24 protein-coding genes are annotated in these 26,571 nt (G+C 73.2%); 9 read left to right on the top strand and 15 right to left on the bottom strand.

Annotated elements, in window-relative coordinates:
• Positions 1 to 6 precede the first annotated feature (6 nt).
• The 6 genes from B9W62_RS34175 to B9W62_RS34150 all read right to left on the bottom strand — a co-directional run bounded on the left by B9W62_RS34175 (position 7) and on the right by B9W62_RS34150 (position 8,424).
• Entirely contained in the window at positions 7 to 1,248 is a 1,242-nt protein-coding gene (locus B9W62_RS34175) for an ROK family protein (RefSeq protein ID WP_087812219.1), read from the bottom strand.
• 100 nt (positions 1,249 to 1,348) lie between these two features.
• Positions 1,349 to 3,016 (bottom strand): sialidase family protein, encoded by a 1,668-nt coding sequence (locus tag B9W62_RS34170; RefSeq protein ID WP_087810784.1) that lies wholly within the window; start codon positions 3,014 to 3,016, stop codon positions 1,349 to 1,351.
• A gap of 74 nt (positions 3,017 to 3,090) precedes the next feature.
• Positions 3,091 to 5,175: a glycoside hydrolase family 2 protein gene (locus tag B9W62_RS34165; protein ID WP_087810783.1), complete on the bottom strand. Its 2,085-nt coding sequence runs from the start codon at positions 5,173 to 5,175 to the stop codon at positions 3,091 to 3,093.
• 59 nt (positions 5,176 to 5,234) lie between these two features.
• Positions 5,235 to 6,116 (bottom strand): carbohydrate ABC transporter permease, encoded by an 882-nt coding sequence (locus B9W62_RS34160; protein WP_256976676.1) that lies wholly within the window; start codon positions 6,114 to 6,116, stop codon positions 5,235 to 5,237.
• 14 nt (positions 6,117 to 6,130) lie between these two features.
• Positions 6,131 to 7,066, bottom strand: a complete 936-nt coding sequence (locus tag B9W62_RS34155) for a carbohydrate ABC transporter permease (protein WP_087810781.1) — start codon at positions 7,064 to 7,066, stop codon at positions 6,131 to 6,133.
• Complete coding sequence (locus B9W62_RS34150) at positions 7,063 to 8,424, bottom strand: ABC transporter substrate-binding protein (protein ID WP_087810780.1); 1,362 nt, start codon at positions 8,422 to 8,424, stop codon at positions 7,063 to 7,065. The genes B9W62_RS34155 and B9W62_RS34150 overlap by 4 nt, the downstream gene beginning before the upstream one ends.
• A 278-nt stretch (positions 8,425 to 8,702) precedes the next feature.
• On the opposite strand from B9W62_RS34150, the gene B9W62_RS34145 reads away from it, so the two are divergent.
• The 4 genes from B9W62_RS34145 to B9W62_RS34130 all read left to right on the top strand — a co-directional run bounded on the left by B9W62_RS34145 (position 8,703) and on the right by B9W62_RS34130 (position 12,346).
• Positions 8,703 to 9,725, top strand: coding sequence for a LacI family DNA-binding transcriptional regulator (locus tag B9W62_RS34145; protein WP_087810779.1), 1,023 nt, complete (start codon positions 8,703 to 8,705; stop codon positions 9,723 to 9,725).
• A gap of 304 nt (positions 9,726 to 10,029) precedes the next feature.
• Complete coding sequence (locus B9W62_RS34140) at positions 10,030 to 11,202, top strand: MFS transporter (RefSeq protein ID WP_087810778.1); 1,173 nt, start codon at positions 10,030 to 10,032, stop codon at positions 11,200 to 11,202.
• A gap of 78 nt (positions 11,203 to 11,280) precedes the next feature.
• Complete coding sequence (locus B9W62_RS34135; protein ID WP_087810777.1) at positions 11,281 to 12,021, top strand: maleylpyruvate isomerase family mycothiol-dependent enzyme; 741 nt, start codon at positions 11,281 to 11,283, stop codon at positions 12,019 to 12,021.
• Between the two features lie 40 nt (positions 12,022 to 12,061).
• Complete coding sequence (locus B9W62_RS34130) at positions 12,062 to 12,346, top strand: DUF6332 family protein (protein ID WP_087810776.1); 285 nt, start codon at positions 12,062 to 12,064, stop codon at positions 12,344 to 12,346.
• On the opposite strand, the gene B9W62_RS34125 is transcribed toward B9W62_RS34130, so the two are convergent.
• The 3 genes from B9W62_RS34125 to B9W62_RS34115 form a co-directional block, all read right to left on the bottom strand.
• Entirely contained in the window at positions 12,307 to 12,972 is a 666-nt protein-coding gene (locus tag B9W62_RS34125; protein WP_087810775.1) for a response regulator transcription factor, read from the bottom strand. The genes B9W62_RS34130 and B9W62_RS34125 overlap by 40 nt on opposite strands.
• Positions 12,973 to 13,003: 31 nt before the next feature.
• Positions 13,004 to 14,233 carry a sensor histidine kinase gene (locus tag B9W62_RS34120; RefSeq protein ID WP_087810774.1) on the bottom strand — a complete coding sequence of 410 codons (1,230 nt, stop codon included), beginning with the start codon at positions 14,231 to 14,233 and terminating at the stop codon, positions 13,004 to 13,006.
• Positions 14,234 to 14,343: 110 nt separating this feature from the next.
• A complete protein-coding gene (locus tag B9W62_RS34115) occupies positions 14,344 to 15,045 on the bottom strand; it encodes a TetR/AcrR family transcriptional regulator (RefSeq protein WP_087810773.1) in 702 nt (233 codons plus the stop codon).
• A 132-nt stretch (positions 15,046 to 15,177) separates the two neighbouring features.
• On the opposite strand from B9W62_RS34115, the gene B9W62_RS34110 reads away from it, so the two are divergent.
• Positions 15,178 to 15,657, top strand: a complete 480-nt coding sequence (locus B9W62_RS34110; protein ID WP_256976675.1) for a nitroreductase family deazaflavin-dependent oxidoreductase — start codon at positions 15,178 to 15,180, stop codon at positions 15,655 to 15,657.
• 17 nt (positions 15,658 to 15,674) lie between these two features.
• Here the strand turns inward: B9W62_RS34110 and B9W62_RS34105 are convergent, their stop codons facing one another.
• Positions 15,675 to 16,970: a geranylgeranyl reductase family protein gene (locus tag B9W62_RS34105; RefSeq protein ID WP_087810772.1), complete on the bottom strand. Its 1,296-nt coding sequence runs from the start codon at positions 16,968 to 16,970 to the stop codon at positions 15,675 to 15,677.
• Positions 16,971 to 17,114: 144 nt separating this feature from the next.
• On the opposite strand from B9W62_RS34105, the gene B9W62_RS34100 reads away from it, so the two are divergent.
• Positions 17,115 to 18,470 (top strand): dipeptidase, encoded by a 1,356-nt coding sequence (locus tag B9W62_RS34100; protein ID WP_087810771.1) that lies wholly within the window; start codon positions 17,115 to 17,117, stop codon positions 18,468 to 18,470.
• Positions 18,471 to 18,543: 73 nt separating this feature from the next.
• The gene (locus B9W62_RS34095; protein WP_087810770.1) at positions 18,544 to 19,248 is read left to right on the top strand and encodes an MBL fold metallo-hydrolase; all 705 of its coding nucleotides are present in this window, start codon (positions 18,544 to 18,546) and stop codon (positions 19,246 to 19,248) included.
• Positions 19,249 to 19,302: 54 nt separating this feature from the next.
• Here B9W62_RS34095 and B9W62_RS34090 read toward each other — a convergent pair whose 3' ends face one another.
• From B9W62_RS34090 to B9W62_RS34080, 3 genes are all read right to left on the bottom strand, one after another.
• Positions 19,303 to 20,346 carry an NUDIX hydrolase gene (locus B9W62_RS34090; RefSeq protein ID WP_087810769.1) on the bottom strand — a complete coding sequence of 348 codons (1,044 nt, stop codon included), beginning with the start codon at positions 20,344 to 20,346 and terminating at the stop codon, positions 19,303 to 19,305.
• A gap of 168 nt (positions 20,347 to 20,514) precedes the next feature.
• Entirely contained in the window at positions 20,515 to 20,709 is a 195-nt protein-coding gene (locus B9W62_RS34085; protein WP_087810768.1) for a hypothetical protein, read from the bottom strand.
• 284 nt (positions 20,710 to 20,993) lie between these two features.
• Positions 20,994 to 21,947 carry an ROK family protein gene (locus tag B9W62_RS34080; protein WP_087810767.1) on the bottom strand — a complete coding sequence of 318 codons (954 nt, stop codon included), beginning with the start codon at positions 21,945 to 21,947 and terminating at the stop codon, positions 20,994 to 20,996.
• A gap of 214 nt (positions 21,948 to 22,161) precedes the next feature.
• Between B9W62_RS34080 and B9W62_RS34075 the strand changes: the two genes are divergently transcribed.
• Together B9W62_RS34075 and B9W62_RS34070 are read left to right on the top strand one after the other, a co-directional pair.
• Positions 22,162 to 23,238, top strand: a complete 1,077-nt coding sequence (locus tag B9W62_RS34075; protein ID WP_179235805.1) for a LacI family DNA-binding transcriptional regulator — start codon at positions 22,162 to 22,164, stop codon at positions 23,236 to 23,238.
• Positions 23,239 to 23,289: 51 nt separating this feature from the next.
• The gene (locus tag B9W62_RS34070) at positions 23,290 to 24,123 is read left to right on the top strand and encodes a hypothetical protein (protein ID WP_087810766.1); all 834 of its coding nucleotides are present in this window, start codon (positions 23,290 to 23,292) and stop codon (positions 24,121 to 24,123) included.
• Here B9W62_RS34070 and B9W62_RS34065 read toward each other — a convergent pair.
• Positions 24,104 to 25,402: a DUF6986 family protein gene (locus B9W62_RS34065; protein ID WP_087810765.1), complete on the bottom strand. Its 1,299-nt coding sequence runs from the start codon at positions 25,400 to 25,402 to the stop codon at positions 24,104 to 24,106. The genes B9W62_RS34070 and B9W62_RS34065 overlap by 20 nt on opposite strands.
• A gap of 169 nt (positions 25,403 to 25,571) precedes the next feature.
• Complete coding sequence (locus B9W62_RS34060) at positions 25,572 to 26,534, bottom strand: electron transfer flavoprotein subunit alpha/FixB family protein (protein ID WP_087810764.1); 963 nt, start codon at positions 26,532 to 26,534, stop codon at positions 25,572 to 25,574.
• Positions 26,535 to 26,571 lie beyond the last annotated feature (37 nt).

The following is a 26,571-nucleotide window of genomic DNA, read 5'->3' as shown; positions in this document are numbered from 1 at the left end:
TCCGCGTCAGCCCGCGTCCCGTTCCGCGTACGCCGCCGGGTCGGCCAGCACCTCGCGGACGATCACGCCGGCCGCGCCCCGGGCCGCGTCTCCGAGCGAGGACGCGGCCCGCAGCCGTTTGCCGTCCTCGCTCCACAGCCCGGAGACCACGCGCCGGGCCAGTTCGCGGTCGACGGCCGGGGCGAGCCAGTCCATCAGTTCGCGGTAGACGCCGCCGAGCATCACCGCCTCGGGGTCGAAGAGGTTCACCGCGCCCGAGACCACGACGCCCAGTTGCCGGCCGGCCCGTTCGATCGCGGCAAGCGCGGACGGATCGCCCTGCCGGGCCCGGCGTTCCAGTTCGGCGACGCCCTGCGCTCCCGCGTCCGCGTCGATGCCGGCGGCGGTGAGCAGCGCGGCCTGTCCGGCGTACTGCTCCAGGCAGCCGTGGGCGCCGCACCGGCACCGCGGGCCGTCGGGGTCGACGACCATGTGCCCGATCTCCCCGGCGAAGCCGTGCGCCCCGCGCAGCAGCCCGCCGCCCAGCACGAGGGCGCCGCCGATGCCGATCTCGCCGGTCAGGTAGAGGAAGCTGCGCACGCCCTCGGTGCCGGCGCCGAACCACAGCTCGGCGAGGGCGGCGGCGTTGGCCTCGTTGTCGGAGCTGACCGGCAGCGGCCGGTGGGCGGGGCGCAGGGCGAGGAGCGCCTGGGCGAACAGTCCCTCGACGGCGACCCGCTGCCAGCCCAGATTGGGTGCCTGGCGCACGGTGCCGCCGGTCACCAGGCCGGGCAGCGCGACATGGACGCCGGCCGGTGCGAGGTCCTGCTCGGCCGCCGAGCCGATGGCGCGCGCCGCCAGCCGGGCCGCGCGCGTCAGGACTTCGGAGGGCCGGGCGCCGCGGTTGTCGACGTGCTCCACGAGCCGCACCCGGTCGGTGCCGGCGAGGTCGACGACGCACACCGCGATGTAGTCGATGTTGATCTCGACGCCGAGTCCCGCGGGGCCCGAGCGGGACACCTTCAGAACGGTGCCGGGCCGTCCCGCCTGGCCGCTGCTGGTCTTGCCCCACTCGGAGACGACGCCGTACTCCAGCAACTGCTCGACCAGGGACGACACCGCCGCACGCGTCAGTCCGACGTGCGTGGCGACACCGGCCCGGGTCGCCTCCCCCGCGTCGTGCACGGCCCTCAGAACCAGGCTGAGGTTGTGCCGTCTGACCGTGGCCTTGTCGGCCTTCGGTGCCAAGGGGGTGAGGTTGTTCATCATGGTGCTGTCGAGCGTATGCGACACCCGGGGCGCGGGGCCCCGGGTGCTCCGGGTGCTCCGGGTGCTCCGGGTGCTCCGGGTGCTCCGGGTGCTCCGGCGGCTAGGCCGGCAAGTTCCACTTCTGGGTGCCGAGGCCGTTGCAGTCGTAGATCTGTAGCCTGGTGCCGTTGGCGGTGCCGCCGGACGGGATGTCCAGGCAGCGGCCGGACTGCGGGTTGAACAGCGAACCGTCGCTCCGGTGGCGCCACTGCTGGCCGCCGACGCCCGGGGCGCAGTCCCACACCTGGACCTTGGTGAAGTTGGCCGTGCCGTTGCCGTCGATGTCCAGGCACTTGCCGAACGCGCGCACCGTGCCATCGGGGGCCACGGACCAGCGCTGTCCGGTGGCGGTGGAGCAGTCCCACAGCTGAGCGGCGTTGCCGTTGCGGCTGGTGTTGGTGTCGACGTCCAGGCACTTGCCCGCGACCCACGGCGTGGTGACCTGGCCCACCGGTCCGCCGAGGCCGCCGGTGTTGAAGCGGACCTGGCACTGGTTGCCGGTGCCGAGCCAGGTGGCGGTCAGGTAGAGGAAGGAGGTGCCGTCGGCGCGCGGCACGATCGGTGAGCTGTAGCCGGGGCAGGAGGGCTCACCGGGGTTGTAGCCGCCGGTGGGGTCGGTCAGGACCGGGGCCTCGATCTCGGTCCACTCCCCCGCGCCGAGGTGGGTGTTGGCGAAGACCACGCCGCCGGACTCCGACAGCACCGTCTTGTTCCCGGTGGGGCCGCTCACCACGCGCTGGCCGGACATCAGCAGCGTGCCGTCGGGGCCGCCGCCCGGTACCCAGGCGAGGTAGGGGGTGTGCAGCAGCTCCCTGCCGTCGGCGGTGCGCACCAGGGTGCCCGGGTTGTCGGCGGGCGCCCAGTTCAGCCCGTCGGGGCTGGTCTTGGTGTACACCTCGCAGGCGTGGTCCGCGTCGGTGGCGTCCCGGCACATCTCGTACGCCATCATGAACCGCCCGTCGGGCAGCGGGACGATGATGGACATGCCGGGGCGGGCGAGGTTGTCGGCGGGGAAGGCGACGTCCTGGGTGAGCGTGCCGCTCCAGGTACGGCCGCCGTCGGTGGAGGTGTAGTGGCCGATGACCTGGTTGTTGGTGGGGCTGTTGGCGGGCCGCTCGTCGGAGATGAAGCAGGCCAGGGTGTTGTCGGGAGCGAGCAGGAACCAGGGTTCCCAGATGCCGTGCCCGATGGTGTCGGGCAGGCCGCTGGTGCGGGTGCAGTCGGAGAGGTACTGCCAGCTCTGTCCGTGGTCGGTGCTCTTGAACACCTCGACCCGCTGCGTGGTGTAGTCACCGGCCTGCCAGGCGGTGCCGGCGGCGAGGAGGTCGCCCTGGTTCAGGCCGTTCGCGGTGCGCGGCACCTCGTAGAGGACGGGTGCCTCGATGTCCCAGCCCGGGGTGTGCGAGGTGATGGTGGAGATCGGGGCGGCGCTCCAGGTGCGCCCGCCGTCGGTGCTGCGGTGGACGGGCAGCGTGTTGGTGGCGCCCTGTTCGCGCTTGGCGTAGGTGGCCAGCATGGTCTGTCCGGCCGAGCCGTCGTGGTCGAGGCGGACGGCGCGGGGGTAGCTGTTGTCGCCCTGCGGGTGGGCCGCGAGGTCGGGCGACGCCAGGACCTGCCCGGCGGGCGCCGCCGACGCGGGCTGCGACCACAGGGACAGCAGGGCCGTGAGGAGGGCGAGGACACCGAGCAGGGCCGGTGATCGTCTGAGGGTGAGTGACGGGTTGCGCACGGATCGACTCCTTGGTGGTGGGGATGTCGGGTGGTGCGGGATCGGTGGATCTGGTGGAGCGGGTGGCCCGGAGGTCAGGCGGTGGGGCGGGCCTGCGGGTCGTCGCCGATGTACGGGTCGGTCCGCGTGTCCACGTCCAGCGCCGTCCGGGCGGCGACGGTGCCGTCCACGACCAGCGCCAGGTGCAGCCGGCCGCTGGTCCAGCCGTCGGGCAGCGTGGCGGGCACGGTGACGGCGGCGCCGAGGACGTACGGCTTGGCCTCCGCGCGGCCACCGGGGACGGCGTCGCCGGGCGCGTCGGGCGTCCCGGCGTACACCGGGGTCCAGGTGGTGTGCAGGGTGCCCGCGACCGGGTCGGCCCCGTGGTGGGAGACGTGGACGTCGACCGTGACGTCGCGGTCGGAGGTGAGCAGGTCGCGGCCGGGTGCCACCGGCGTGACGTCCAGGACGAGGGTGGTCGGCGCGTTGGCGTGGGCCGGGTCGACGCCCGCGAGGTCCTTCGTGCCGCGGCCGAAGTCCAGCAGCCCGGCGCTCTCGTGCTCGATGTCGTACAGCTCCGTGTACACGTACCCGGCGAGCCGGTCGTGGCGGCGCAGCTCCTGGGTCTGCCAGCGCAGGTGCCAGGCGCGGTCCAGGCCGGTGAAGCCGCCGCCGTACTCGCTGTTGAGGTTGGGCAGGCCGCGCAGCGGCTGACCGGGGACGGCGAGCTTCTTGTGGACGACGAAGTCGGGGCCGAGCTTGACGGGGAAGTCGTCGCGTTCGCCGGAGAGCAGGTCGGCGACGGTGGTGGCCCAGGAGGCGGCGCTCTCGTCGTAGTAGTGCCAGTCGAGCAGGTCGGTCTTGACGTGGGTCCAGCCGGAGTTGTCGACGACCGGGCGGGTGGCGTCGAGGGCCTTGAGGCGGTCGTAGGCGTCGGCGGTGGCGCGCTGCTTGGCCGGGTCGCCGGGGATGTCCCAGTCCAGACCCCATTCCTCGTTGTACAGGCCCCAGATGACGATGGCGGGGCTGTTGCCGTCGCGTTCGACCATCGGCTCGATCTGCTCGGCGAAGGCGGCGGTGGAGGCGGGCGAGAAGCGGCCGGGCGAGGCGGGTTCGGCCCACAGGAGCATGCCGAGGGTGTCGGCGTGATGGGTGAAGCGCGGGTCCTCCAGCTTGAGGTGCTTGCGGACGAGGTTGTAGCCGGCCTCGGCCGCGAGTTCGAGGTCGCGCCGCAGGGCGGTGTCGTCGGGGGCGGTGATGCCGGTCCCGGGCCAGTAGCCCTGGTCGAGCACGCCGCGTACGAACAGCCGCCGCCCGTTGAGATACAGGGACTCGCCGTCGACGGCGATGGTGCGCAGGCCGGTGTACGCGGCGACCCGGTCGGTGCCGTCGGCGGAGGTCAGCTCCGCGTCCACGTGGTAGAGGTGCGGGTCCTCGGGCGACCACAACCTGGGCGCGGAGAGAGGGAGTTCGGTCCGGAGCCGTCCGTCGGGGTCCACGGTCGCCGTGACGGCGGTGTCCTCGTCGCGTACGCGCAGCCGGAGTTCGGCGCGGTCCGCCGCGGGACCGTGCACGACGGCCTCGACGGCGATGCCGGTCAGGTCGTCGTTCGGGCGCAGCCGGAGTGCGGCGAAGTGGGTGGCGGGGCGGGCCTCCAGCCAGACGCTCTGCCAGATGCCGGAGGAAGGGGTGAAGCAGACGCCGTCGTAGTCGTCGCGGGGCATGCTGCGCTGCTTGCCGTGGGCGATGTCCCGCTTGTCGGCGGGGGCGTGGACCCGGACCGTCAGCAGGTGGTCGCCGTCGTCGCCGAGTGCGTCGGTGACGTCGGCGGCGAAGGGGGTGTAGCCGCCCTCGTGGTGGGCGACCTCGGTGCCGTCCACCCAGACCGTGGCGGCGTGGTGCACGGCACCGAAGTGCAGGACGACGCGCTGTCCGGCCCAGTCGGCCGGCACGGTGAACGTCCGCCGGTACCAGGCGGTCCGGAGCCAGTGCTCGGCGATGCCGGAGGCGGGCGTCTCCCAGGCGAAGGGCACGGTGATGGCTCGGTCGTAGCCGTCGGACGCGTCGGCGGAGTAGCGCTCGGCGGGGTCGGCGCGGAAGTCCCAGGTGCCGTTGAGGGTGCGCCAGGAGTGGGACCGGTCGAAGTGCGGACGGGGGTATTCGGGACGGGGGGTGGTCATGGGCGTGTGTGCTCCGATTCGGTGCGGCTGTGGGGCGGTCGGCGGTGTATGGGGGAAGTTCAGCCCTTGACGCTGCCCGCGAGGATCCCGTTGATGAAGTGGCGTTGCAGCAGGACGAACAGGGCCAGCACGGGCAGCATCGCGATGCTTCCGGCGGCGAGCAGTTCGCCCCAGACGGTCGCGAAGTCGGCGCCGACGCGGTTGCCGGTAACGTTCTGCGCGAGGGTGGACAGCACGACTTGCAGCGTCTGGTGGCTCTCGTCGTTGACGGCGACGACCGGCCAGACGAAGTCGTTGTAGATGTTCATGGCGGTCAGGACGCCGAGCGCGGCGATGCCGGGCCGGATGACCGGCACCACGATCCGGGCGAAGATGCCGAACTCGCTCGCCCCGTCCACGCGTCCGGCGTCGAGGAGTTCGTCGGGCACGGCCGCGATGGTCTGCCGCATCCAGAAGATGCTGAAGGCGTCGATGCTGCCGGGCAGGATCAGCGCCTGGTACGTGTTGACCCAGCCCAGTTGGCTCATCTCCAGCAGCAGCGGGATGACCAGCACGAGGGTCGGCAGCATCAGCGTGAGCATCAGCACGCCGAAGAGCAGGTTCTTGCCGGGGAAGCGGTACTTGGCGAAGGCATAGCCGGCCAGCGGGCAGAAGAACATGGTCATCGCGCCCTTGACGGCCACGACGAGCACGGTGTTGACGAAGCCGGTGCCGATCGGCACGTCGTCGAACATCGCCCGGTAGTTGTCGAGCGTGGCCGAGCCGAGGGAGAAGGACAGCGGGTCGCGGACGATGTCGGTCGGCGGCTTCAGCGAGGAGCTGACGGCCCACCAGATGGGATAGACGAACACCAGGGCGAGGAGGCCGAGCACCAGGTACTGGAGCGGCCCCGGCCGGGGCTGGGACAGGCTCCTGCCCGGCTTCTCGGTCCGTCTGGTCATGAGGCTGGTCATGGTCACTCGTCTCGGGAGCGGAGCAGGCGCACGGACAGCAGGGACAGGGCGAACACCAGCAGCACGAGCAGGAAGGAGTTCGCGGCGCCGGTCCCGAGGTCGGACGCCAGGATGTGGTTGTAGAGGTAGAGCCCGCCGGTGGTGGTCGAGCCGTACGGGCCGCCCTGCGTGACGACGAACGGTTCGGCGAACATCTGGAACACCGCGAGGGTCTGCACCACGACGAGGAAGGCGATGCTGCGCCGGACCAGCGGCAGGGTCAGCGACCAGAACTGCCGCTTGCGGGAGGCGCCGTCGAGGGCGGCGGCCTCGTACACGTCGGAGGGCACGGCCTGGAGCCCGGCGAGCAGGATGATGATCGCGAATCCGGTGGTCTTCCACAGGAACAGCAGCGCGAGCGTCGGTTTGGCCCAGGCGGTCGACTGGAGCCAGTCGACGTCCGGCAGGCCGACGAAGTTGAACAGGTGGTTGACCAGCCCGTAGTCGGTGTCGAAGGCGACGATCCAGACCTGGGCCATGGCCACCAGCGGGGTGACGAACGGCGCGATGAAGGCGACCCGGAACATGCCGCGCAGCCGCAGCTTCGCGTTGGCCAGCAGGACCGCGGCGGCCAGGCCCCCGACGATCTGGAGGGGCACGATCAGCAGCCACATCACCGCGCTGTTGCCCAGCGACGACCAGAACTCCTCGCTGGTGAGCAGGTAGGTGTAGTTCTCCAGGCCGATGAAGTTCGCCTCGCCCGCGCCCTTCCAGTCGGTGAAGCTCAACTGGAGCGCGAAGACGAGGGGGTAGAGGCCGAAGGCGGCGAAGACGACGTAGAACGGCGCGACGAAGAGGTACGGCGCGAGGAAGGGCTTGCGGCGGGAGCGGCGGGCGGGGCGCGGCGCGTCCGGTGCCGCTCGCTCCTTGCGGGGCGGGGTGAGGGTGCCGGAGGTCATGCGCGGTCCACCAGGTTGCGCTGGATCTTCTTGGTGGAGTCGTCGATGACGTCGTCGGGCGCCATCTTCCCCTCGATGAGCCGCTGGAGGTTGTTGCCGAGGTAGTCGACGGACTTGGCCCACCAGGCCGGGATCGGCGCGGCGGACGGAATGGTGTCAGCGGCGTCCACGGCGACCTTCCACAGGTCCTGCCCACCGAGCGCGGCCACCGGTTCGAACAGCGGCTTGTCGGGGCGGCGGGCGGGGCCGTAGCTCGGCACGGAGGTGGTCAGTCCGCCCGGGTAGACCTCGCTCGGCCCGTACACGGCGCTGTAGCCGGGCTCCTTGAAGCACAGGAACTCGTAGAGCAGCCAGGCGAGTTCCGGGTTCTTCGCCTTCGCCGGGATGATGAAGCTGCTGCCGCCCATGGCGCCGCTGCGCGCCCCGCCCGGGGTCCAGGCCGGCAGGGGCGCGGCCCGCCACTTGCCCTTGCCCTTCTTCAGCAGCTGCTGGGGCGCGAAGGACCACCACACCGCCCAGGGAACCAGGGCCTGCTGACCGTTCTCCAGGGCGGCGAGGTCGGCCTGCTTGAGGTACTCGGCGTGGGTGACCAGGTCGTCGTCGACGGCGTCCCGGACCCAGTTGAGGATGTTGCGGTACTCCTTGGAGTCCAGCCGCACCTGGCCGTCGGCGTCGGCGAGGCTGGTGCCCTGCTGGCCCGCGAGCATCTCCAGCCAGAGCTGGCCGAGGAAGGGGTCCTTCTCCATGTGCAGGGGGCGGGACTTGGGGTTCTTCTCCCGCAGCGACCGCGCCGCGGCCAGCAGGTCGTCGTAGGTCTTCAGCCCGGCCGGATCGACGCCCGCGTCCTCCAGCAGGTCCTCGCGGTACCAGAGCAGCCCGGGGTCGAGGTCCCAGGGCACGCCGTAGATCCGGCCGTCCACGGTGTTGACCGAGAGCTTGTACGCCGAGGTCTTGTCGCGGTACGGCGCTATCAGGTCCGTCAGGTCGTACAGGTGCTCCGCCTGGCCGCCGATCTTGGCGTCGTCCCAGAAGCTGCCGTCGGGCAGGTCGGTGCCGCTGATCAGGGTGTTGGCGAGCTTGGCGTCGATGTCGACGGCCTGGTGGTTGACCTTGATGTCCGGGTAGGCCTTGCGGAAGGCGTCGATCGCCGCGTCGAAGACCTTGAACAGGTCGCCGGAGCGGTTCCAGATGGTGATCTCGCCCTTGGCCGACGCGCTGGGCGTCCCGGTGAGCTTGCGCGGCTCGGACCCGGAGGAGCCGGGGGCGCACGCCGCGAGGGGACCGGCGGCCGCGGCGAGCGCGCCGGCGCCGAGCGCGCCGCGCAGAACGGTGCGCCGCGGGACGAATGATCTGGACATGAGCACGGCTCCTCGGTCGGGAATGCGGGCTGGGGTGCGCGAGACGGAGTGGCTGAGCAGGGGTGGACGTGGACGCGCGCAGGCGTCGTCGGCGGCGCGGCGGTCCGCACGAGGTCCGGACCGCCGCCCACGCTTTGCAACGATGCAGAGATGATGCGTCGCCTTTTGCAACGATGCAATAGCTGAGTAACATCAACCTGCATCTACGCCGGTCCGCACCGGCGCGGACAGGAGATGCTGCCGACCGATGCCCCGCGAGGGCCGTGAGGGGGAACCGGATGGCCGGCTCCACACTCCGCGACGTCGCCCGACGCGCCGGAGTCTCGATTCGCACCGTGTCCAACGTGGTCAACGGTTCGGTGCCCGTCTCCGACGAGTTGCGGGTCCGGGTGCAGGCCGCGCTCGACGAACTCGACTACCGGCCGAACCTGGTGGCCCGCAACCTCCGCCGGGGCCGCAGCGGCATGATCGCCCTGGTGGTCCCCGAGCTGGACGTGCCGTACTTCGCCGAGCTGGCCCGCGAGGTGATCACCGCGGCCCGCACCCACGGGTACGTGGTCATGCTCGACCAGACCGACGGCGACGGCGAGCGCGAGCGGGAGCTGCTGGGCCGCGAGTCGCGCGCCACGATGTTCGACGGCCTGCTGCTGAGCCCGTTGTCCATCTCCGCGGACGAACTGCGCCGCCGCACCAACCGGGTGCCCGTCGTGCTGCTCGGCGAGCACATCTTCAACGGCAGCTTCCACCACGTGGCGATCGACAACGTCGCCGCGGCCCGGGACGCCACGGAGCACCTGCTCGGGCTCGGCCGTCGGCGCATCGCGGCCATCGGCGACCAGCCCTACAGCACCGGCGAGACCGCGCAGTTGCGCACGACGGGCTACCGCCAGGCGCTGGAACGGGCCGGACTCACCGTCGACGAGGAGCTGATCGTCCCGACCCCGCGTTTCCACCGCCACCTCGGCGCCGAGGCGATGGAGCGGCTGCTCGCCCTGCCCGAGCCGCCCGACGCGGTCTTCTGCTACAACGACCTGCTGGCCATCGGCGCCATGCACACCCTGGCCCGGGCCGGGGTACGGGTGCCCGACGACATTGCCGTCGTCGGGGTCGACGGCATCCAGGAGGGCCGGTACAGCTCGCCGTCGCTCACCACCGTCGCCCCGGACAAGGCCGCGATCGCGCGCACGGCGGTCAGCACCCTGCTCGGCGTGATCGACGGCTCGGCACCCGCACCGACGGAGGCCAAGGCGCCGCACCGGCTGCTGGTGCGGCAGAGCACGGTGGCGACACCGGCCGACTGACGAGGCGCGGGCTTGCGCACGCCACGGACCTCAGCAGCCCCGGCCCGGGAACCGGCCCAGGCCCCGCCCACGACACCGACACCGGCCGACTGACGAGGCGCGGGCTTCCCCACGCCACGCACCTCCACAGCCCCGGCCCGAGAACCGGCCCCGACCCCGCCCACGACACCGGCACCGGCACCGGCACCGGCCTCGTCACCGGCCCGGGCCCCGCCCTCGACCCCGGGCGCCCTTGCCGCCTCCCCCACCCGGCACCTAGCCTGAGTTTGTGCCGCAAATAAACAAAGCCCGATCGCACAGCGCCGTGCCGGGCACCCGCGACGATCTCACCCGTCTCCGCATCGCCCTGACCGCCTTCTTCGCCCTGGACGGCTTCGTCTTCGCCGGCTGGGTGGTCCGCATCCCCGCCATCAAGGAGCAGACCGGCGCCTCCGCCAGCGCCCTCGGACTCGCCCTGCTCGGCGTCTCGGCGGGCGCCGTCGTCACCATGACCCTCACCGGACGACTCGTCCGCCGCTACGGCAGCCATCCCGTCACCGTCGGCTGCGCGGTCCTGCTCTGCCTCAGCATCGCCCTGCCCCCGCTCACCCACTCCGCGCTCGCCCTCGGCGCCGTCCTGCTGGTCTTCGGCAGCGCGTACGGCGGGATCAACGTCGCCTTCAACAGCGCCGCCGTCGACCTGGTCGCCGTACTCCGGCGCCCGATCATGCCCAGCTTCCACGCGGCGTTCAGCCTCGGCGGCATGGTCGGCGCGGGGCTCGGCGGACTGGTCGCCGGGGCGCTGTCGCCGACGCGGCACCTGCTCGCCCTCACCGTGACCGGGCTGCTGGTCACCCTGTTCGCGGGCCGTGCCCTGCTGCGCTGCGAGCCCGCCGCGCCGCCGGAGCGCGCGCCCGAGCAGGACGGCGTCCCGCACCACCGGGACCGCCGTACCCGTCGCCTCGTCGTCACCTTCGGCCTCATCGCCCTGTGCACGGCGTACGGCGAGGGCGCGATGGCCGACTGGGGCGCGCTGCACCTGGAGCAGGACCTCGACGCCTCCCCGGGCCTGGCGGCGGCGGGCTACTCGTGTTTCGCCCTCGCCATGACCGTCGGCCGGCTGACCGGGACGGCGCTGCTGGAACGCCTGGGCCGGACGGCCACGGTGGTGGCGGGCGGCACCACCGCGGTGGCCGGCATGCTGCTCGGGTCGCTCGCCCCCTCCGTGTGGGTGGCGCTGTTCGGCTTCGCGATCACCGGCCTCGGGCTGGCCAACATCTTCCCGGTCGCGATCGAGCGGGCCGGCGCGCTCGGCGGCCCGAGCGGTGTCGCGACGGCGTCCACCCTGGGCTACGGCGGCATGCTGCTCGGCCCGCCCGCGATCGGTTTCATGGCCGACTGGCTGTCCCTGTCGGCCGCCCTCACCAGTGTGGCCGTGCTCGCGGCGGTGGCGGTGCTGATCGCGGTCGCGACGCGACGCGCGGCGGTTCCCGGCTGAGCCGCACCACGCCGCCCCGTCGGGAAGGCACCGGCGGGACCTGCCGTCGAGTCCGCTCCATGCGGCAGACTGCCTGCCGTGAAGACTGCCGCGTACGTCGAGATCCTGGACCGTGAAGGTGCGTTGCTGGCCGCGGCCGCCGAGGCGGCGGGCAGCGACGCCGAGGTGCCGACCTGCCCCGGTTGGCGGGTGCGGGACCTGCTGCGGCACACGGGGATGGTGCACCGCTGGGCGACGGCGTTCGTCGCCGAGGAACTCACCGGTCCCCGGCCCGCCGACGATCTGACCGACCTCGACGGCGCCCCGCTGCTGGCCTGGTTCCGGGAGGGTCACGGTCGGCTCGTCGAGACGCTCGCGGGTGCCGCACCGGACGTGCGGTGCTGGCACTTCCTGCCCGCCCCGTCACCGCTGGCCTTCTGGGCCCGGCGCCAGGCGCACGAGACGACCGTGCACCGGATCGACGCCGAATCGGCGCGCGGCGTTGAACCGAGCGGTGTCGGCGTGGACTTCGCGGTGGACGGCATCGACGAGTTGCTGTGCGCCTTCCACGCCCGCGAGAAGAGCGCCGTGCGCACCGAGGAGCCCCGCACGCTGCGGGTCCGGGTGACGGACGCGCCGGACGCCGTGTGGACCGTACGGCTGTCCGCGCGGCCGCCGGTGACCGTGCGGGAGGACACCGGGGGCGCCGACTGCGAGCTGTCCGGGCCCGCCGCGCTCCTCTACCCGGCGCTGTGGAACCGCCGGCCGTTCCCCCAAGTGACCGGCGACGGGTCGCTCGCCGCGGTGTGGCGCGAGCGGTCGGGTGTCACCTGGAGGTGAGGCGACCCGTGCCGGGCGCCGCGCTGGGAGACTGGACGGCATGGACACTTACGGGCGACGGCGCACGCAGGGCGAGCGGGACGCCATCACGGTCGAGATCGGCTACGCGCTGTGCAGCGCGGCGTTCGCGGCGGCCGTGCTGTTCGGTGCGGTGGCGTGGCCCGCGTATCTCTTCGGCCTGACGGGCGGGGTGCGCTCCGCACTCGTCGGGGCCGACGTGGCGCTCGCCGTGGTGGTGTTCTGCGTGCGGGTGGTGAGCGTCCTGGTCCGGTACGGGCACGGCGGTCAGCCGAGCCAGCCCGGCCGCACCAGGCCCGACTCGTAGGCGAGGACGACCAGTTGGGCGCGGTCGCGGGCGCCCAGCTTCACCATGGTGCGGCTGACGTGGGTCTTGGCGGTCAGCGGGCTGACGACCAACCGGCGGGCGATCTCCTCGTTGGACAGTCCGATGCCGACCAGGGCCATCACCTCGCGCTCCCGCTCGGTCAGCCGGGCCATCTCCCCGGCCGCCGCGGGCTCCTTGGAACGCGCCGCGAACTCGGCGATCAAACGGCGCGTCACCCCCGGCGACAGCAGCGCGTCCCCGTCCACCACCGCCCGCACGGCGCGCAGGAGTTCCGCCGGTTCGGTGTCCTTGACCAGGAAGCCGGAGGCCCCGGAACGGATCGCCTCGAAGACGTACTCGTCGAGTTCGAAGGTGGTGAGCATGACCACCTTCACGTCGTGCAGCCCCGGGTCGCCGGTGATCCGGCGGGTGGCGGCGAGGCCGTCGAGCAGGGGCATGCGGATGTCCATGAGGACGACGTCGGGGCGCAGTTCGCGGATCGAGCGCACCGCCTCCTCGCCGTCGGCGGCCTCGGCGACCACCTCGATGTCGGCCTGCGCGTCCAGCAGTGCCCGGAAACCGGCCCGGACCAGTGACTGGTCGTCGGCGAGCAGTACGCGGATCACCGGTCGTCCTCCTTCGACTGTGCCGTACGTGTCACGTGGCCGCCTTCTTCACGTCGATCGGCAGGGCCGCCAGCACCCGGAAGCCGCCGTCCGGACGCGGGCCCGCCTCGATGGTGCCACCCAGCGCCGCCGCACGCTCCCGCATCCCGGCCAGCCCGTTGCCGCTGCCGCCCGCCTCGGCGCCCGTCGCGGGGCCGTCGTCGTCGACGCGCAGCAGCAGCGTGCCCCCGTCCCGGTCGAGGCACACGCGCGCGTGCCGGGAACCGGAGTGCCGTACGACGTTGGTGAGCGCCTCCTGCACGATGCGGAACGCGGCCAGGTCGGTGCCGGGCGACAGCCGCGGCGGCTTCCCCTCCACCTCGACGGTGAGACCCGCGCTCGCCGCCTGCTCGACCAGTTCGGGGAGCCGGTCGAGGCCGGGGGCCGGAGCGCGCGGCGCGTCCCCGGGGGTGCGCAGGGTGTCGAGCACCTGCCGCACCTCGCCGAGCGCCTCCTTGCTCTGGTCCTTGATGGTGCTGAGGGCGGTGCGGGCCTGTTCCGGGTCGGTGTCCAGGAGGGCCAGTCCCACCCCGGCCTGCACGTTGATGACGGAGATGCTGTGGGCGAGTACGTCGTGCAGCTCGCGGGCGATCCGCAACCGCTCCTCGTCCGCGCGCCGCCGCGCCGCCTGGGCCCGCTCCGCCCGCTCCCGCGCCCACTGCTCGCGGCGGGCCCGGGCCGGCTCGGAGAGGGCCGCGACGGCCACGACCCAGGTGGCGATCACGAGTTCCTGCCCCCAGGACGCCGCGGAGTCCCCGGACGGCGGCAGCCACCGGTAGAGCCAGTGCGCCACCAGGGCGTGCCCGGCCCACAGCGTCCCCATCGCCGTCCAGGCCGCCTTGCGGTGCCCGGCGACGACGGCGCTGAAGCAGGCCACGGCGACGGCCACGAACACCGGGCCGTACGGGTATCCGGCGCCCAGGTAGACCAGCGTGGTGGCCGCCGTGCCGAACACGACGGGCACCGGGTACCGCTGCCGCCACAGCAGGGCGGCCCCCGTCACGAACAGCAGCGTGCGGGCGAACGGGTCCAGAGCGGCCCGCTCCGCCTCCTGGGCGTGGGCGGCGAAGTTCGAGCCGACCATGACGAACGCCGTGACCAGCAGAGTGGAGCGCCAGGGCCACCGGGGGCGCTGCTCCTCGTCGTCCCGCGGGTTCCGCCACGGGGGCCCGTGCCGCCACCACTGCGGCGCCCGGCCCGCGCGCTCGCGCTGTCCGTCCATGTCCGCCACGCTAGACGCCGGGCCCCGCGGGCGGCGTCACCCGCGCGTGGTGATCACACGTACTCCCGGCGAAGTACACCCGCGCACGACCGCGCGCCCGCCGCCGGACGTCAGGGGAACACGAGGCCGACCGCGTGGGCGAGCCGGTCCGCCGCGTGGCGGAAGAACGTCTCCCGGTCCTCGACGACCCGGTTGAACTGCCCGAACACCTCGAACCCGACCAGCCCGAACAGCTCGGCCCAGCACGCCACCATCGCCGTGACGGTCTCGGGCGGCAGGTCGGGGGCGAGGTCGGCGGCCATCCGGTGGGCCTCGGGCCGCAGTTCGGCGGGCAGCACCGGCTTGGCGAGCCCCGTGCCCCGGTGCGCCTCGCGCAGGATGCCGATGAGCACCTCGCCCACCCGGGCGGCGGCGGGGATCGTGTCCTCGGGCGCGGTGTAGCCGGGCACCGGCGACCCGTAGATCAGCGCGTACTCGTGGGGGTGGGCCAGCGCCCAGACGCGTACCGCCTCGCACACCGCGGTCCAGCGGCGGGCGGGTCCGAGGCCTGCCGCCGAGTCGCGCGCCGCCTCGGCCGCGCCGCCGAGCGAGTCGTAGGCGTCGATGATCAGGGCGGTCAGGAGGTCGTCGCGGCTGGGGAAGTAGCGGTAGAGGGCGGAGGAGGCCATGCCCAGCTCGCGGGCCACGGCCCGCAGGGACAGTTTGGCCGCGCCCTCCGCGGCGAGCTGTGCGCGCGCCTCGGCCTTGATGGCGGCGGTGACCTCGATCCTCGCCCGGGCGCGGACGCCCCGGACTCCGTCTGCGGTGCTCATGGGGGACAGTCTTCCACGGATTTGGAGCAGTGCACACAAACGAGAGCACTGCTCTTGCTTTCCCGCGGCGCAGCGGTGCACACTGGGACCACCGAGCGAGAGCAGTGCTCACAAAAGTGAGCGGCGCTCTCCATGTCCTGCCTGCTGGAGGCCACCATGTCGACGACCGCGCCGTACTACCGCAAGGGCAGCCCGCTGACCGTCCGGCTGAACAGCGTCATCGGCCGGCTGGCGCGCCACGGCGTCAGCCTCGCGGGCACCGCGGAGATGTCCGTGCGCGGCCGCAAGAGCGGGCAGATGCAGCGCATCCCGGTCAATCCGCACACCTACGAGGGCGCGCAGTACCTGGTCTCGGCGCGCGGCCACTCGCAGTGGGTGCGCAACATGCGTGCCGCCGGCGGCGGTGAGCTGCGGGTGGGGCGCAAGGTGCGGGTGTTCACCGCGGTGGAGCTTCCCGACGAGGAGAAGCTCCCGATCCTGCGGACCTACCTGGCGAAGTGGGGCTGGGAGGTCAACCAGTACTTCAAGGGCGTGACCGCGAAGTCCTCCGACGAGGAACTCGCCGCGGCCGCCGGCGACCACCCGGTCTTCCGGATCGACATCAAGCCCTGACCCGCCGGACACCGGCGTCAGGCGCCGGTCTCCTCCCCCGCGGACGACTCGGACCGCTCGGACTGTGCGGACGGCTCGGACGGTGCGGACGGCGCGGACTGCGCGGGCCGCCGGTCCATCGCGCCCAACGCCCGCTGCGCCAGCGGATGGCTGCGGACCAGCTCACCCAGCGAGGTCGAGCCCTGTGTGATGTCCTTGAACGCCTTCCACGCCGGGCGGAAGCCGGTCAGGGCCGCGTGGAAGAGGCCGGGGCGTCGCTCGAACACCGCCAGCATCCGCTTGCCGACGCTCATCTCCACGCCCAGACCGGCCTTGACCGCGAACGCGTAGTTCAGGGCCTGCCTGCGCGCGTCCACGGCGTCGTGCGCCTCCGAGATGCGCACCGCCCACTCCCCCGCGAGCCGTCCCGAGCGCAGCGCGAAGGAGATGCCCTCGCGGGTCCACGGCTCCAGGAGCCCGGCCGCGTCCCCGCAGACCAGGACCCGGCCGCGCGACAGCGGCGAGTCGTCCGCGCGGCAGCGCGTCAGATGGCCGGAGGAGACGCTGGGTTCGAATCCGGCCAGCCCGAGCCGGGCGACGAAGTCCTCCAGGTACCGCTTGGTCGCCGCGCCCTCGCCGCGCGCCGAGATCACCCCGACCGTCAGGGTGTCGCCCTTGGGGAAGACCCAGCCGTAACTGCCGGGGATCGGGCCCCAGTCGATGAGCACCCGGCCCTTCCAGTCCTCGGCGACCGTCTCGGGCACCGGGATCTCCGCCTCCAGGCCGAGGTCGACCTGGTCGAGCTTCACCCCGACGTGCGCGCCTATCCGGCTGGCACTGCCGTCCGCGCCGACCACGGCCCGGGCCAGTACCGTCTCGCCGCCCTGGAGGACGACGGCGACCGTGCGCCGGTCCGGCACCGCCGACCCGTGCTGCTCCACCCGGGTCACGGTCGCCCCGGTGCGCAGCTCGGCACCCGCCTTCTGGGCGTGCTCGACGAGCTGAAGGTCGAACTCGGGCCGGTTGATCAGCCCGAACAGCATCTGCCGGGAGCGCCGGGTCCGGGTGAAGCGCCCGTTGTTCGAGAAGGTCACCGCGTGCACACGGTCCTGGAGGGGCAGTTCGAAGCCCGGGGGGAGGGTGTCGCGCGAGGGTCCGATGATGCCGCCGCCGCACGTTTTGTAGCGGGGCAGCTCCGCCTTCTCCAGCAGCAGCACGCGCCGCCCCGCGACCGCCGCCGCGTAGGCGGCCGAGGCCCCCGCCGGTCCCGCGCCCACCACGACCACGTCCCAGACCTGACGCGCGTCGTCCGCCGAAGAGTTCTCGCTGCTCACGATGGTCTACTGCTCCGATCAAACCGCCTGCCGCACCTGACCCCCGCATCCTACGGCGGGCATCGCCGCAGGCCACTGTGGGAGGATCGGCCCGTCATTCCAAGTACTCCTTGGTACAACGTCGCACCCACAAGGAGCGTGCCCATGTCGTCGAATCCGGTCGCCGAGACCGTCGCTTCGCTGATGCCCCGCGCGAAGGAGGAACTGGCCGCGCTGGTGGCCTTCAAGTCGGTGGCCGACTTCGACCAGTTCCCGCGCAGCGAGAGCGAGGGAGCCGCCGAGTGGATAGCGGCGGCCCTGCGCGCCGAGGGTTTCCAGGACGTGGACCTGCTCGACACGCCGGACGGCACCCAGTCGGTGTACGGGTACCTGCCGGGGCCCGAGGGCGCCAAGACGGTGCTGCTCTACGCCCACTACGACGTGCAGCCGCCGCTGGACGAGGCCGGCTGGGCCACTCCGCCGTTCGAGCTGACCGAGCGCGACGGCCGCTGGTACGGGCGGGGCGCCGCGGACTGCAAGGGCGGTGTGCTCATGCACCTGCTGGCACTGCGCGCGCTGAAGGCGAACGGCGGCGTGCCGGTGCACGTCAAGGTGATCGCCGAGGGTTCCGAGGAGCAGGGCACGGGAGGACTCGAGCGGTACGCCGAGGCACACCCCGAGCTGCTGGCCGCCGACACCATCGTCATCGGCGACGCGGGCAACTTCCGGGTCGGGCTGCCGACGGTCACCTCCACGCTGCGCGGCATGACGATGCTGCGCGTGCAGGTCGACACGCTCGAAGGCAACCTGCACTCCGGCCAGTTCGGCGGTGCGGCGCCCGACGCGCTGGGCGCCCTGATCCGCGTACTGGACTCGCTGCGCGCGGAGGACGGCTCGACGACCGTCGACGGTCTGGCGGCGGACAGCACCTGGGAGGGGCTGGCCTACGACGAGGAGCAGTTCCGCCGGGACGCGCGGGTGCTGGACGGCGTGGAGCTGATCGGCTCCGGCTCGGTGGCCGACCGGATCTGGGCGCGGCCCGCCGTCACGGTGCTCGGCATCGACTGCCCGCCGGTCGTCGGCGCCACCCCGTCGGTGCAGGCGGGCGCACGGGCCCTGGTGAGCCTGCGGGTGCCGCCGGGCGTGGACGCCGCCGAGGCCACCAAGCTGCTCCGGGCCCACCTGGAGGCGCGTACGCCGTGGGGCGCGCGGGTCGCCGTCGAGCAGATCGGCCAGGGTCAGGCGTTCCGCGCCGACACCACGAGCCCCGCGTACCGGGCCATGGCGGACGCGATGGCGGTGGCGTACCCCGGCGAGGAGATGCAGTACGCCGGTCAGGGCGGCTCCATCCCGCTGTGCAGCACCCTGGCCTCCCTCTACCCGGAGGCGGAGATCCTGCTGATCGGCCTGAGCGAGCCCGAGGCCCAGATCCACGCCGTGAACGAGAGCGTGTCCCCCGAGGAGCTGGAGCGGCTGTCGGTGGCGGAGGCGCACTTCCTGCGCAACTACGCGGCGAGCTGAGCCCGCGCCCGTCGGACTCTGCCGTCGGCAGAGGGGCCTCGCCACCTGGCGGGGCCCTGCCTACGGTCGTCCCATGGATGTCGTCGAACTTCTGCCGGGCCTGAGCCTGCTGCGTTTCCCCGTCGGTCAGGCGTACCTCTGGCGTGACGGGGACGAGGTGACCCTGATCGACGCCGGACCGGCCGGGTACGGGGCCCGCATCGCGGAGACCGCGCGGACCGCGGGCCGGGTACGGCGTGTCGTGCTCACCCACTTCCACGAGGACCACGCGGGCGGCGCGCAGGAGGTCGCCGCGCTCACCGGGGCCGAGGTGGTGGCGCACACCGCCGAGGCGCCCGTCGTGCGGGGCGAGGTGCCCGGTCCGCCGCCCGTGCTCGAGGACTGGGAGCGCCCGCTGCACGCGAACGCCGCGCGTCGGCTCCCGCGAGGTGACTTCGCCCGCCCGGCCCGGCTGACCGAGGTGGTGGACGGTGACGTCCTGGACTTCGGCGGCGGGGCCCGGGTCGTGCACGCGCCGGGTCACACGGACGGGAGCATCGCGCTGCACCTCCCGTCCCACGGCGTGCTGTTCACGGGCGACGCCGTCGCCGCCTCGCCGGTCGACGGCGCTGTGCTGCTCGGCGTCTTCAACCTCGACCGGGACCGGGCCCTCGCCTCCTTCGGGCGGCTGGCGGCCCTCGACACGGAGGTGGCCTGTTTCGGACACGGCGATCCGGTGACCGCGCGGGCCGGGGAGGTGCTGAGGGCTTCGGCGCGAACCTACGGGGAGGCGGGCTGACGCGGGCGACGCCGGGCCGCGGCGTACGGGACGGCGGGCCGGGAGGGCGAACGGTCAGCCGACCGGTGTGCCCGCCTCCAGGTAGTGGGCGGCGCCGCGCTCCCGGGCCCGCAGCGCCCAGCGCAGCCGCTCGTAGCGGACCGGGGGCAGCAGGGCCGCGGCCTCGTCCTCGGTGGCGAAGCGCCAGTCGCGCAGCTCGGCTCCCGGCAGCAGCACCCGGTCGGCGGCCGCGGTGTCGAGCCGGCCGCCGTCGAAGAGCAGCCGCAGACCGCCGTGGGCGGGGGGTGCCGGTGGTTCCCAGTCGACGACCAGCAGGGCCGGTACGTCGTCGAGGCTGAGCCCGGTCTCCTCGGTGACCTCGCGCATGCCGGCGCGGGCCGGTGCCTCGCCGGGTTCGACGACGCCGCCCGGGAACTCCCAGCCGGGCTTGTAGGTGGGGTCGACGAGGAGGACCCGGTCCCGCTCGTCGAAGAGCAGGACGCCGGCGGCGACGGTCTCACCGGTGGGCTCCGGCGTCTGCACGATCTCGCAGGCCGGCACGGCGCCCGTGCCGACGGCCTCGGCGACCCGGACGGCCGCTTCGTAGGGGGTGAGGGCGCCGGTGTCGACGGGATGGGCGTCGGCGGTGAGCCAGGCGGCGAGGGCGGCGCGGTAGGGCTCGATGTGGTCGTAGGACCACTGCCGTACCCGCGTCTCGCCGTCCGGCAGGTCCTCCGGGGTCTCGCGGCTCGCTATTCGCTCCCGCAGGATCGTTTCGGCCGGGGCCAGCAGGACGTGCCGGACCTCGATCCGGCGGGCGGCGAGACCGCCGAAGATCTCGTCCCGGTACTCCTGGCGCAGCAGGGTCATCGGGACCACGAGCGTCCCGCCGAGGTCGGCGAGCAGCGCGGCCGCCGTGTCGATCACCAGCCGGCGCCAGATCGGCAGATCCTGGAAGTCGCCCACCTCGGCCAGGCGTTTGGGCGGCAGCAGGTGTGCGAGCGCCCCGCCGATGACCTCGGGGTCGAAGAGCGTGCTGTTCGGGATCAGTTCGATCAGTTCCCGTGCGGTGGTGGTCTTCCCCGCACCGAACGCGCCGTTGATCCAGACGACGGTCACAGGTCCCCCTCTTCTGTTGGCCCCCTGTGGCTTGCCCGCTTCACCCTGCCACGGAAACCCGGCCCCGTGGGGGCGGGGAGAAAGGGCATATGACAGCGGCGCCGACGCCCCCTCGGGGCACCGGCGCCGCGTGGTCCGCACCGGGCACTTCGGCCCGGCCGGAGGGTGTCAGCCCAGCTGTCCCAGGGCGTCGCCGTCGAGGGCCAGGCTCTCGGTGGCGACGGTGTCCTCCAGGGTGCTGACGGTGTCGTCCACCCCGAGACCGAGCGGGAGTTCGCTCGGCGCGGCGTGGGACGGGGTGACGGCCGCGACCACGAAGCCGGTGGCGAGGGACGCGAGGGCGAGCATGCTGCGCTTCTTCATGCCCCGCTCAACTACGCCGCCGCGCGGGAGGTCACGGTCTGGACCGGGGAAGCCACCGAGGACACCGAGTCGTACCGCGGGCCCAGGCCGCCGAACCGCCGCGTCCCCTGCGGCTCGCCGCCGGTGACGCAGCCTGCGAGGCACCGATTCGACCGGCCGCCTCCGAGGCACCATTTCGTACCGGGCGACATCCAAGAACACCGATTCGTACCGGGCGACATCCAAGGACGCCGATTCGTACCGGGCGGCGCCCAAGGACACCGAGTCGTACGGGCTCCCCTGCCTCAGACGTGCGCGGCGGTCACCGACGCCGTCCGCGTGAGCGCCGCCGCGGCCGCGCCGACCAGCCCGGCGTCCGTCCCCATCTGGGCCGGGACGACCGCGAGGCGCTGCACGAAGGACAGCGTCGCGTAGTCGGTGAGGGCCTTGCGCAGGGGGGCGAAGAGGATCTCCCCCGCCTTGCCCACTCCCCCGCCGACCACGGCGATGTCGATCTCGACGAGGGTCGCGGTGGCCGCGATACCGGCGGCCAGCGCCTGGGCGGCCCGTTCGAAGGAGGCGACGGCGACGGGGTCGCCGGAGCGGGCGGCGGCGGCGACCGCGGCGGCGGAGGTGTCGCCGTCCGGGCCGGGCCTCCAGCCCGCGTCGAGGGCGCGCCGGGCGATGTTCGGACCGCTCGCTATGCGCTCCACGCAGCCGCGCGCGCCGCACGGGCAGGGGTCGCCGTCCAGGTCGACGCTGATGTGGCCGATGTGGCCGGAATTGCCGGTCGGCCCGGGGTGCAGCCGGCCGCCCAGCACCAGCCCCCCGCCGACGCCGGTCGAGACCACCATGCACAGCGCGTTGTCGTGGCCGCGGGCGGCGCCCTGCCAGTGTTCGGCCGCCGTGATGGCCACCCCGTCCCCGATCAGCTCCACGGGCAGGCCGCCGACGGCGTCCCGGACCCGTCGGACCAGCGGGTAGTCGCGCCAGCCGGGGACGTTCACCGGGCTGACGGTGCCGGCCGAGGCGTCCACGGGACCCGCGCTGCCGATGCCGACGGCCGTGGCCCGCCCCCACAGGGGCGAAGCGGTCAGCTCCGCGAGAACGGCCTCGACGGCCTCCATCACGGTGTCACCGTCCTCCCGGGCAGGTGTCGCACGCTGTGCGCGCGCCTGGATGCGGCCGTGGCCGTCCACCAGTGCGCCGGCGATCTTGGTGCCGCCGATGTCCAGCGCTGCCACGAGGTCGGTGTGCATCAGAGTCGGATCTCCCCGTCGGACCGAAAGCGAAAAAGCCGTACAACACGAGCGCGCAGCGACCGGTCCCGCGATGGGGACGAGGACCGGAGAGTGCGATGGACAGTGTCTCCCGCATCTGACAACGTTGTCCAGGCTCTATGCTCGACGCCACATCCTCATACAAGCCCATCACCGACACATCCCCCCGGACAGCAGGAGCCGACGCAATCCCGTGGACGACAGGACAGGACACCGCATCGTGCCCGACACGACCCGCCGCGCAGACCGCCTCCCCGGGAACCGTTACGGCAATCGCCCGACCATGAAGGACGTCGCCGCCCGGGCCGGGGTCGGCCTCAAGACCGTCTCCCGGGTGGTCAACGGGGAGCCCGGCGTCACTCCCGAGACCGAGCGCCGCGTCCAGGAGGCCATCGACGCGCTGGGCTTCCGCCGCAACGACAGCGCGCGGGTGCTGCGCAAGGGCCGCACCGCGAGCATCGGCCTGGTCCTGGAGGATCTCGCCGACCCGTTCTACGGGCCGCTCAGCCGCGCGGTGGAGGAGGTGGCCCGCGCGCACGGCGCCCTGCTGATCAACGGGTCCAGCGCGGAGGACCCGGACCGCGAGCAGGAGCTGGTCCTCGCACTGTGCGCACGGCGCGTGGACGGCCTCGTGGTGATCCCCGCCGGGGACGACCACCGGTACCTGGAGCCCGAGCTGAAGGCGGGCGTCGCCACGGTCTTCGTCGACCGCCCGGCGGGTCGGATCGACGCGGACGTGGTGGTCTCCGACAACTTCGGCGGTGCCCGCGACGGCGTGGCCCACCTGATCGCGCACGGGCACCGCAGGATCGGCTTCATCGGCGACATGCCCCGCATCCACACCGCGGGCGAGCGGCTGCGCGGCTACCGGGCGGCGATGGAGGACGCGGGCATACCGGTCGAGGACTCCTGGATGTCCCTGGGCGTCACCGATCCCGTGCGGGTGCGCCGGGCGGCCGAGGAGATGCTCGCCGCCCCGCGGCCGGTCACCGCGATCTTCACCGGCAACAACCGGGTGACGGTCACCGTGATCCGGGTCCTGGCCGAGCACACCCGGGGCGTCGCCCTGGTCGGCTTCGACGACATCGAGCTGGCCGACCTGCTCCAGCCGGGCGTCACCGTGGTCGCGCAGGACGCGGCCGCCCTCGGCCGCACCGCCGCCGAGCGGCTCTTCAGGCAGCTGGACGGCACTCTCCTCGCCCCGGACCGCATCGAACTGCCGACCAGGCTGGTCACCCGGGGGTCGGGCGAGCTGCCGCCGTCGGCCTGAGCGCACCGCCACAGCCACAGCCACAGCCACATCCACGAGGAGCATCACACCGTGTCGACACCTCCCGGCGAGGACCGGACGCTGCGGGCGCTCGGGCTGGCCGGGGTGCCGCGCGAGGAGCCGCTGCTGTACCCCGGCGCGTGGCCGCGGGAGTCCGGGCTGCTGGACGGGGACCGGCTGCTGCCGCTGGACCGGGCGGTGTACGACGAGGAGGACGGCCGGGTCCCGGTGCTGGCGATCGGCTCCAACGCGAGCCCCGGTCAGCTGCGGCACAAGATGGCCGAGTTCGGCATCGGCTCGCCGATCCCGATGGTGCGGTCGCGGGTCACCGGGCTGGACATCGGCGTCTCCGCGCACGTGAGCCGCATGGGCTACGTGTCCGCCTCGCCGGTGGGCGCCCCCGGCACCGTACGGGAGCTGTTCGTCCTGTGGCTCGACGCCGAGCAGCTCGCGGTGATCGACGCGAGCGAGGGCGTGCCGATGGCGGGCGGCAACTTCGACCGCGTCTGGCTGCCCGCGCCCGACGTGCGCGTCGAGCCGGGGGACGGCTCGGTGCTGCCCGGCGCCTACGCGTACGTCAACCGCCACGGCGTGCTGCACGACGGCACCGGTGCGCCGCGGCGCCATCCGGGGGCGCAGCGGCCCCTGATCACCGAACTGCTGCGGGGGTCGGCGCGGCTGCGCGCGCTGTTCGGCGCGACGCCCGAGGAGTTCTGCGCGCGGGCGCGGGCGGACCGGCGGCTGTGCGACCGGGGGACGCGGCTGTTCGCCGAGGAGGAGCGGGTGACGGCGTCCGGCCTGGAGCGGTACGTGGGCTCCGGGCCGGCGGATCCCTTCGCCGGGGGCCGGACGCCGTCGGCGGACCCTACTGCGCCGATGCCGTGAGGTCGCCGCGCCGGGGCCCGGAGAAGCCTTCCAGGTCGGCTCGGGTGAGGCCGGTCAGCCGGGCGACCTCGCCGATGTCGAGGGCGCCGCAGTCCAGGCCGCGCAGCAGGTAGCCGCTGAGCGCCTTGGCGGTGGCGGGCTCGTCCATGACGTCGCCGCCGGTGCGGTTGGCGTAGCGGGCGAGGCGGGCGGCGGCCTGCTCGAAGCCCTCGCGGTAGAAGGCGAAGACGGCCGCGTACCGGGTGGGGATGTGGCCGGGGTGCATGTCCCAGCCCTGGTAGTAGGCGCGGGCGAGCGCACGGCGGGTGAGGCCGTAGTGCAGCCGCCAGGCGTCGTGGACCTGCGCGGTGGGGCCGACCGGCAGGACGTTGGTCGAGCCGTCCGAGACGCGTACGCCGGTGCCGGCGGCGGCGACCTGCATGACCGCCTTGGCGTGGTCGGCGGCCGGGTGGTCGCTGGCCTGGTGGGCGGCGGAGACGCCGAGGCAGGCGCTGTAGTCGAAGGTGCCGTAGTGCAGGCCGGTGGCGCGGCCCTCGGCGGCCTGGATCATGCGGGCCACGGTGGCGGTGCCGTCGGTGGCGAGGATGGACTGGCTGGTCTCGATCTGGATCTCGAAGCCGATCCGGCCGGGCGTGAGGCCGCGCGCCTTCTCGAAGGCCTCCAGGAGCCGCACCATGGCGGTGACCTGCTCGGGATAGGTCACCTTGGGCAGGGTGAGGACCAGCCCGTCGGGCAGGCCGCCGGCCTCCATCAGGCCGCTGAGGAAGACGTCGAGGGTGCGGATTCCCCGGGCGCGCACCGGAGCCTCCATGCACTTCATGCGGATGCCCATGTACGGGGCGGCCGTGCCCTGCTCGTACGCCTCGGCGATCAGGCGGGCGGCGCGGGCGGCCGCCTCGTCCTCGTCGGCGTCCGCGCGGTTGCCGTAGCCGTCCTCGAAGTCGACGCGCAGGTCTTCGATCGGCTCGCGCTCCAGCTTGGCGCGCACGCGGGAGTACACGGGCTCGGCGAGGTCGTCGGCGAGACCGAGGACGGCGGCGAAGGAGGCGGCGTCCGGGGCGTGTTCGTCGAGCGCGGCGAGGGCCTTGTCGCCCCAGGAGCGGATCGTGTCGGCGGCGAAGACGTCACCGGGGACGTAGACGGTGTGGACGGGCTGGCGGGTGCCCGGGTCTCCGGGGTAGCGGCGCTCCAGCTCCGCGTCGACCGGTGCGAGGGAGGCACTGATCTCCTCGCCGACGGCGCCCGCGAGGCTCGTTGCCACCTTCTCCTGCTGACCCATTCGACACCCTCCTGATGTTCATTTTTCCGCTGAACGGAATCACTTATCCGTAGAGTGAAGTTATCTGTCGGTTCTTCGCCGGTCAACACCCATCCTGCGGGGCACGCCGAGGCCCCCGCGACGTCCGTGGACGTCACCGGGGGCCTCGGCGTGCGGTACGGCGGGGAGGTCAGCCCTTGCGGGTCTTGACCTCCTCGGTGAGCTGCGGGACGACGTCGAAGAGGTCGCCGACGACGCCGTAGTCGACCAGCTCGAAGATCGGGGCCTCGGCGTCCTTGTTGATCGCCACGATCGTCTTCGAGGTCTGCATGCCCGCGCGGTGCTGGATGGCGCCCGAGATACCGGAGGCGATGTACAGCTGCGGCGAGACGGACTTGCCGGTCTGGCCGACCTGGTTGGTGTGCGGGTACCAGCCCGCGTCCACCGCGGCGCGCGAGGCGCCGACGGCCGCACCGAGGGAGTCGGCGAGCGCCTCGATGATCGCGAAGTTCTCCGCGCCGTTGACGCCGCGGCCGCCGGAGACGACGATCGCGGCCTCGGTCAGCTCCGGGCGGCCGGTCGACTCGCGCGGCGTGCGCGAGGTGACCTTGGTGCCGGTCGCGGCGGCGGAGAAGGTGACGGACAGGGCCTCGACCGCGCCGGCGGCCGGGGCGGGCTCGACGGCGGCGCTGTTCGGCTTGACCGTGATGACCGGGGTGCCCTTGGAGACGCGGGACTTGGTGGTGAAGGCGGCGGCGAACACCGACTGGGTGGCCACCGGGCCCTCGTCGCCGGCCTCCAGGTCGACGGCGTCGGTGATGACGCCCGATCCGAGACGCAGCGCCAGGCGGGCGGCGATCTCCTTGCCCTCGGTGGAGGACGGGACCAGCACGGCGGCCGGGGACACCGCGGCGACGGCGGCCTGGAGGGCGTCGACCTTCGGCACGACCAGGTAGTCGGCGTACTCGGCGGCCTCGTGGGTGAGGACCTTCACCGCGCCGTGCTCGGCGAGCACGGCGGCGGTGTCACCGGCGCCGTTGCCCAGCGCGACGGCGACGGGCTCGCCGACGCGGCGGGCCAGGGTCAGCAGCTCCAGGGTCGGCTTGCGGACGGCACCGTCCACGTGATCGACGTAGACGAGAACTTCAGCCATGGGACTTCTTCTCTCCTGCTTGCGAAAGATGAGGGGC

Source organism: Streptomyces sp. CS113, from assembly GCF_002188365.1.
Classification (GTDB): domain Bacteria; phylum Actinomycetota; class Actinomycetes; order Streptomycetales; family Streptomycetaceae; genus Streptomyces; species Streptomyces tendae.
This window is presented reverse-complemented; position numbering and strand designations above follow the sequence as displayed.

Bases quoted from the DNA above. Each gene is read 5' to 3' on its own strand.
- B9W62_RS34175 (WP_087812219.1), bottom strand. From the start codon at position 1,248: ATGATGAACAACCTCACCCCCTTGGCACCGAAGGCCGACAAGGCCACG.
- B9W62_RS34165 (WP_087810783.1), bottom strand. From the start codon at position 5,175: ATGACCACCCCCCGTCCCGAATACCCCCGTCCGCACTTCGACCGGTCC.
- B9W62_RS34160 (WP_256976676.1), bottom strand. From the start codon at position 6,116: ATGACCAGACGGACCGAGAAGCCGGGCAGGAGCCTGTCCCAGCCCCGG.
- B9W62_RS34155 (WP_087810781.1), bottom strand. From the start codon at position 7,066: ATGACCTCCGGCACCCTCACCCCGCCCCGCAAGGAGCGAGCGGCACCG.
- B9W62_RS34150 (WP_087810780.1), bottom strand. From the start codon at position 8,424: ATGTCCAGATCATTCGTCCCGCGGCGCACCGTTCTGCGCGGCGCGCTC.
- B9W62_RS34145 (WP_087810779.1), top strand. From the start codon at position 8,703: ATGGCCGGCTCCACACTCCGCGACGTCGCCCGACGCGCCGGAGTCTCG.
- B9W62_RS34130 (WP_087810776.1), top strand. From the start codon at position 12,062: ATGGACACTTACGGGCGACGGCGCACGCAGGGCGAGCGGGACGCCATC.
- B9W62_RS34120 (WP_087810774.1), bottom strand. From the start codon at position 14,233: ATGGACGGACAGCGCGAGCGCGCGGGCCGGGCGCCGCAGTGGTGGCGG.
- B9W62_RS34115 (WP_087810773.1), bottom strand. From the start codon at position 15,045: ATGAGCACCGCAGACGGAGTCCGGGGCGTCCGCGCCCGGGCGAGGATC.
- B9W62_RS34110 (WP_256976675.1), top strand. From the start codon at position 15,178: ATGTCCTGCCTGCTGGAGGCCACCATGTCGACGACCGCGCCGTACTAC.
- B9W62_RS34100 (WP_087810771.1), top strand. From the start codon at position 17,115: ATGTCGTCGAATCCGGTCGCCGAGACCGTCGCTTCGCTGATGCCCCGC.
- B9W62_RS34095 (WP_087810770.1), top strand. From the start codon at position 18,544: ATGGATGTCGTCGAACTTCTGCCGGGCCTGAGCCTGCTGCGTTTCCCC.
- B9W62_RS34085 (WP_087810768.1), bottom strand. From the start codon at position 20,709: ATGAAGAAGCGCAGCATGCTCGCCCTCGCGTCCCTCGCCACCGGCTTC.
- B9W62_RS34080 (WP_087810767.1), bottom strand. From the start codon at position 21,947: ATGCACACCGACCTCGTGGCAGCGCTGGACATCGGCGGCACCAAGATC.
- B9W62_RS34065 (WP_087810765.1), bottom strand. From the start codon at position 25,402: ATGGGTCAGCAGGAGAAGGTGGCAACGAGCCTCGCGGGCGCCGTCGGC.
- B9W62_RS34060 (WP_087810764.1), bottom strand. From the start codon at position 26,534: ATGGCTGAAGTTCTCGTCTACGTCGATCACGTGGACGGTGCCGTCCGC.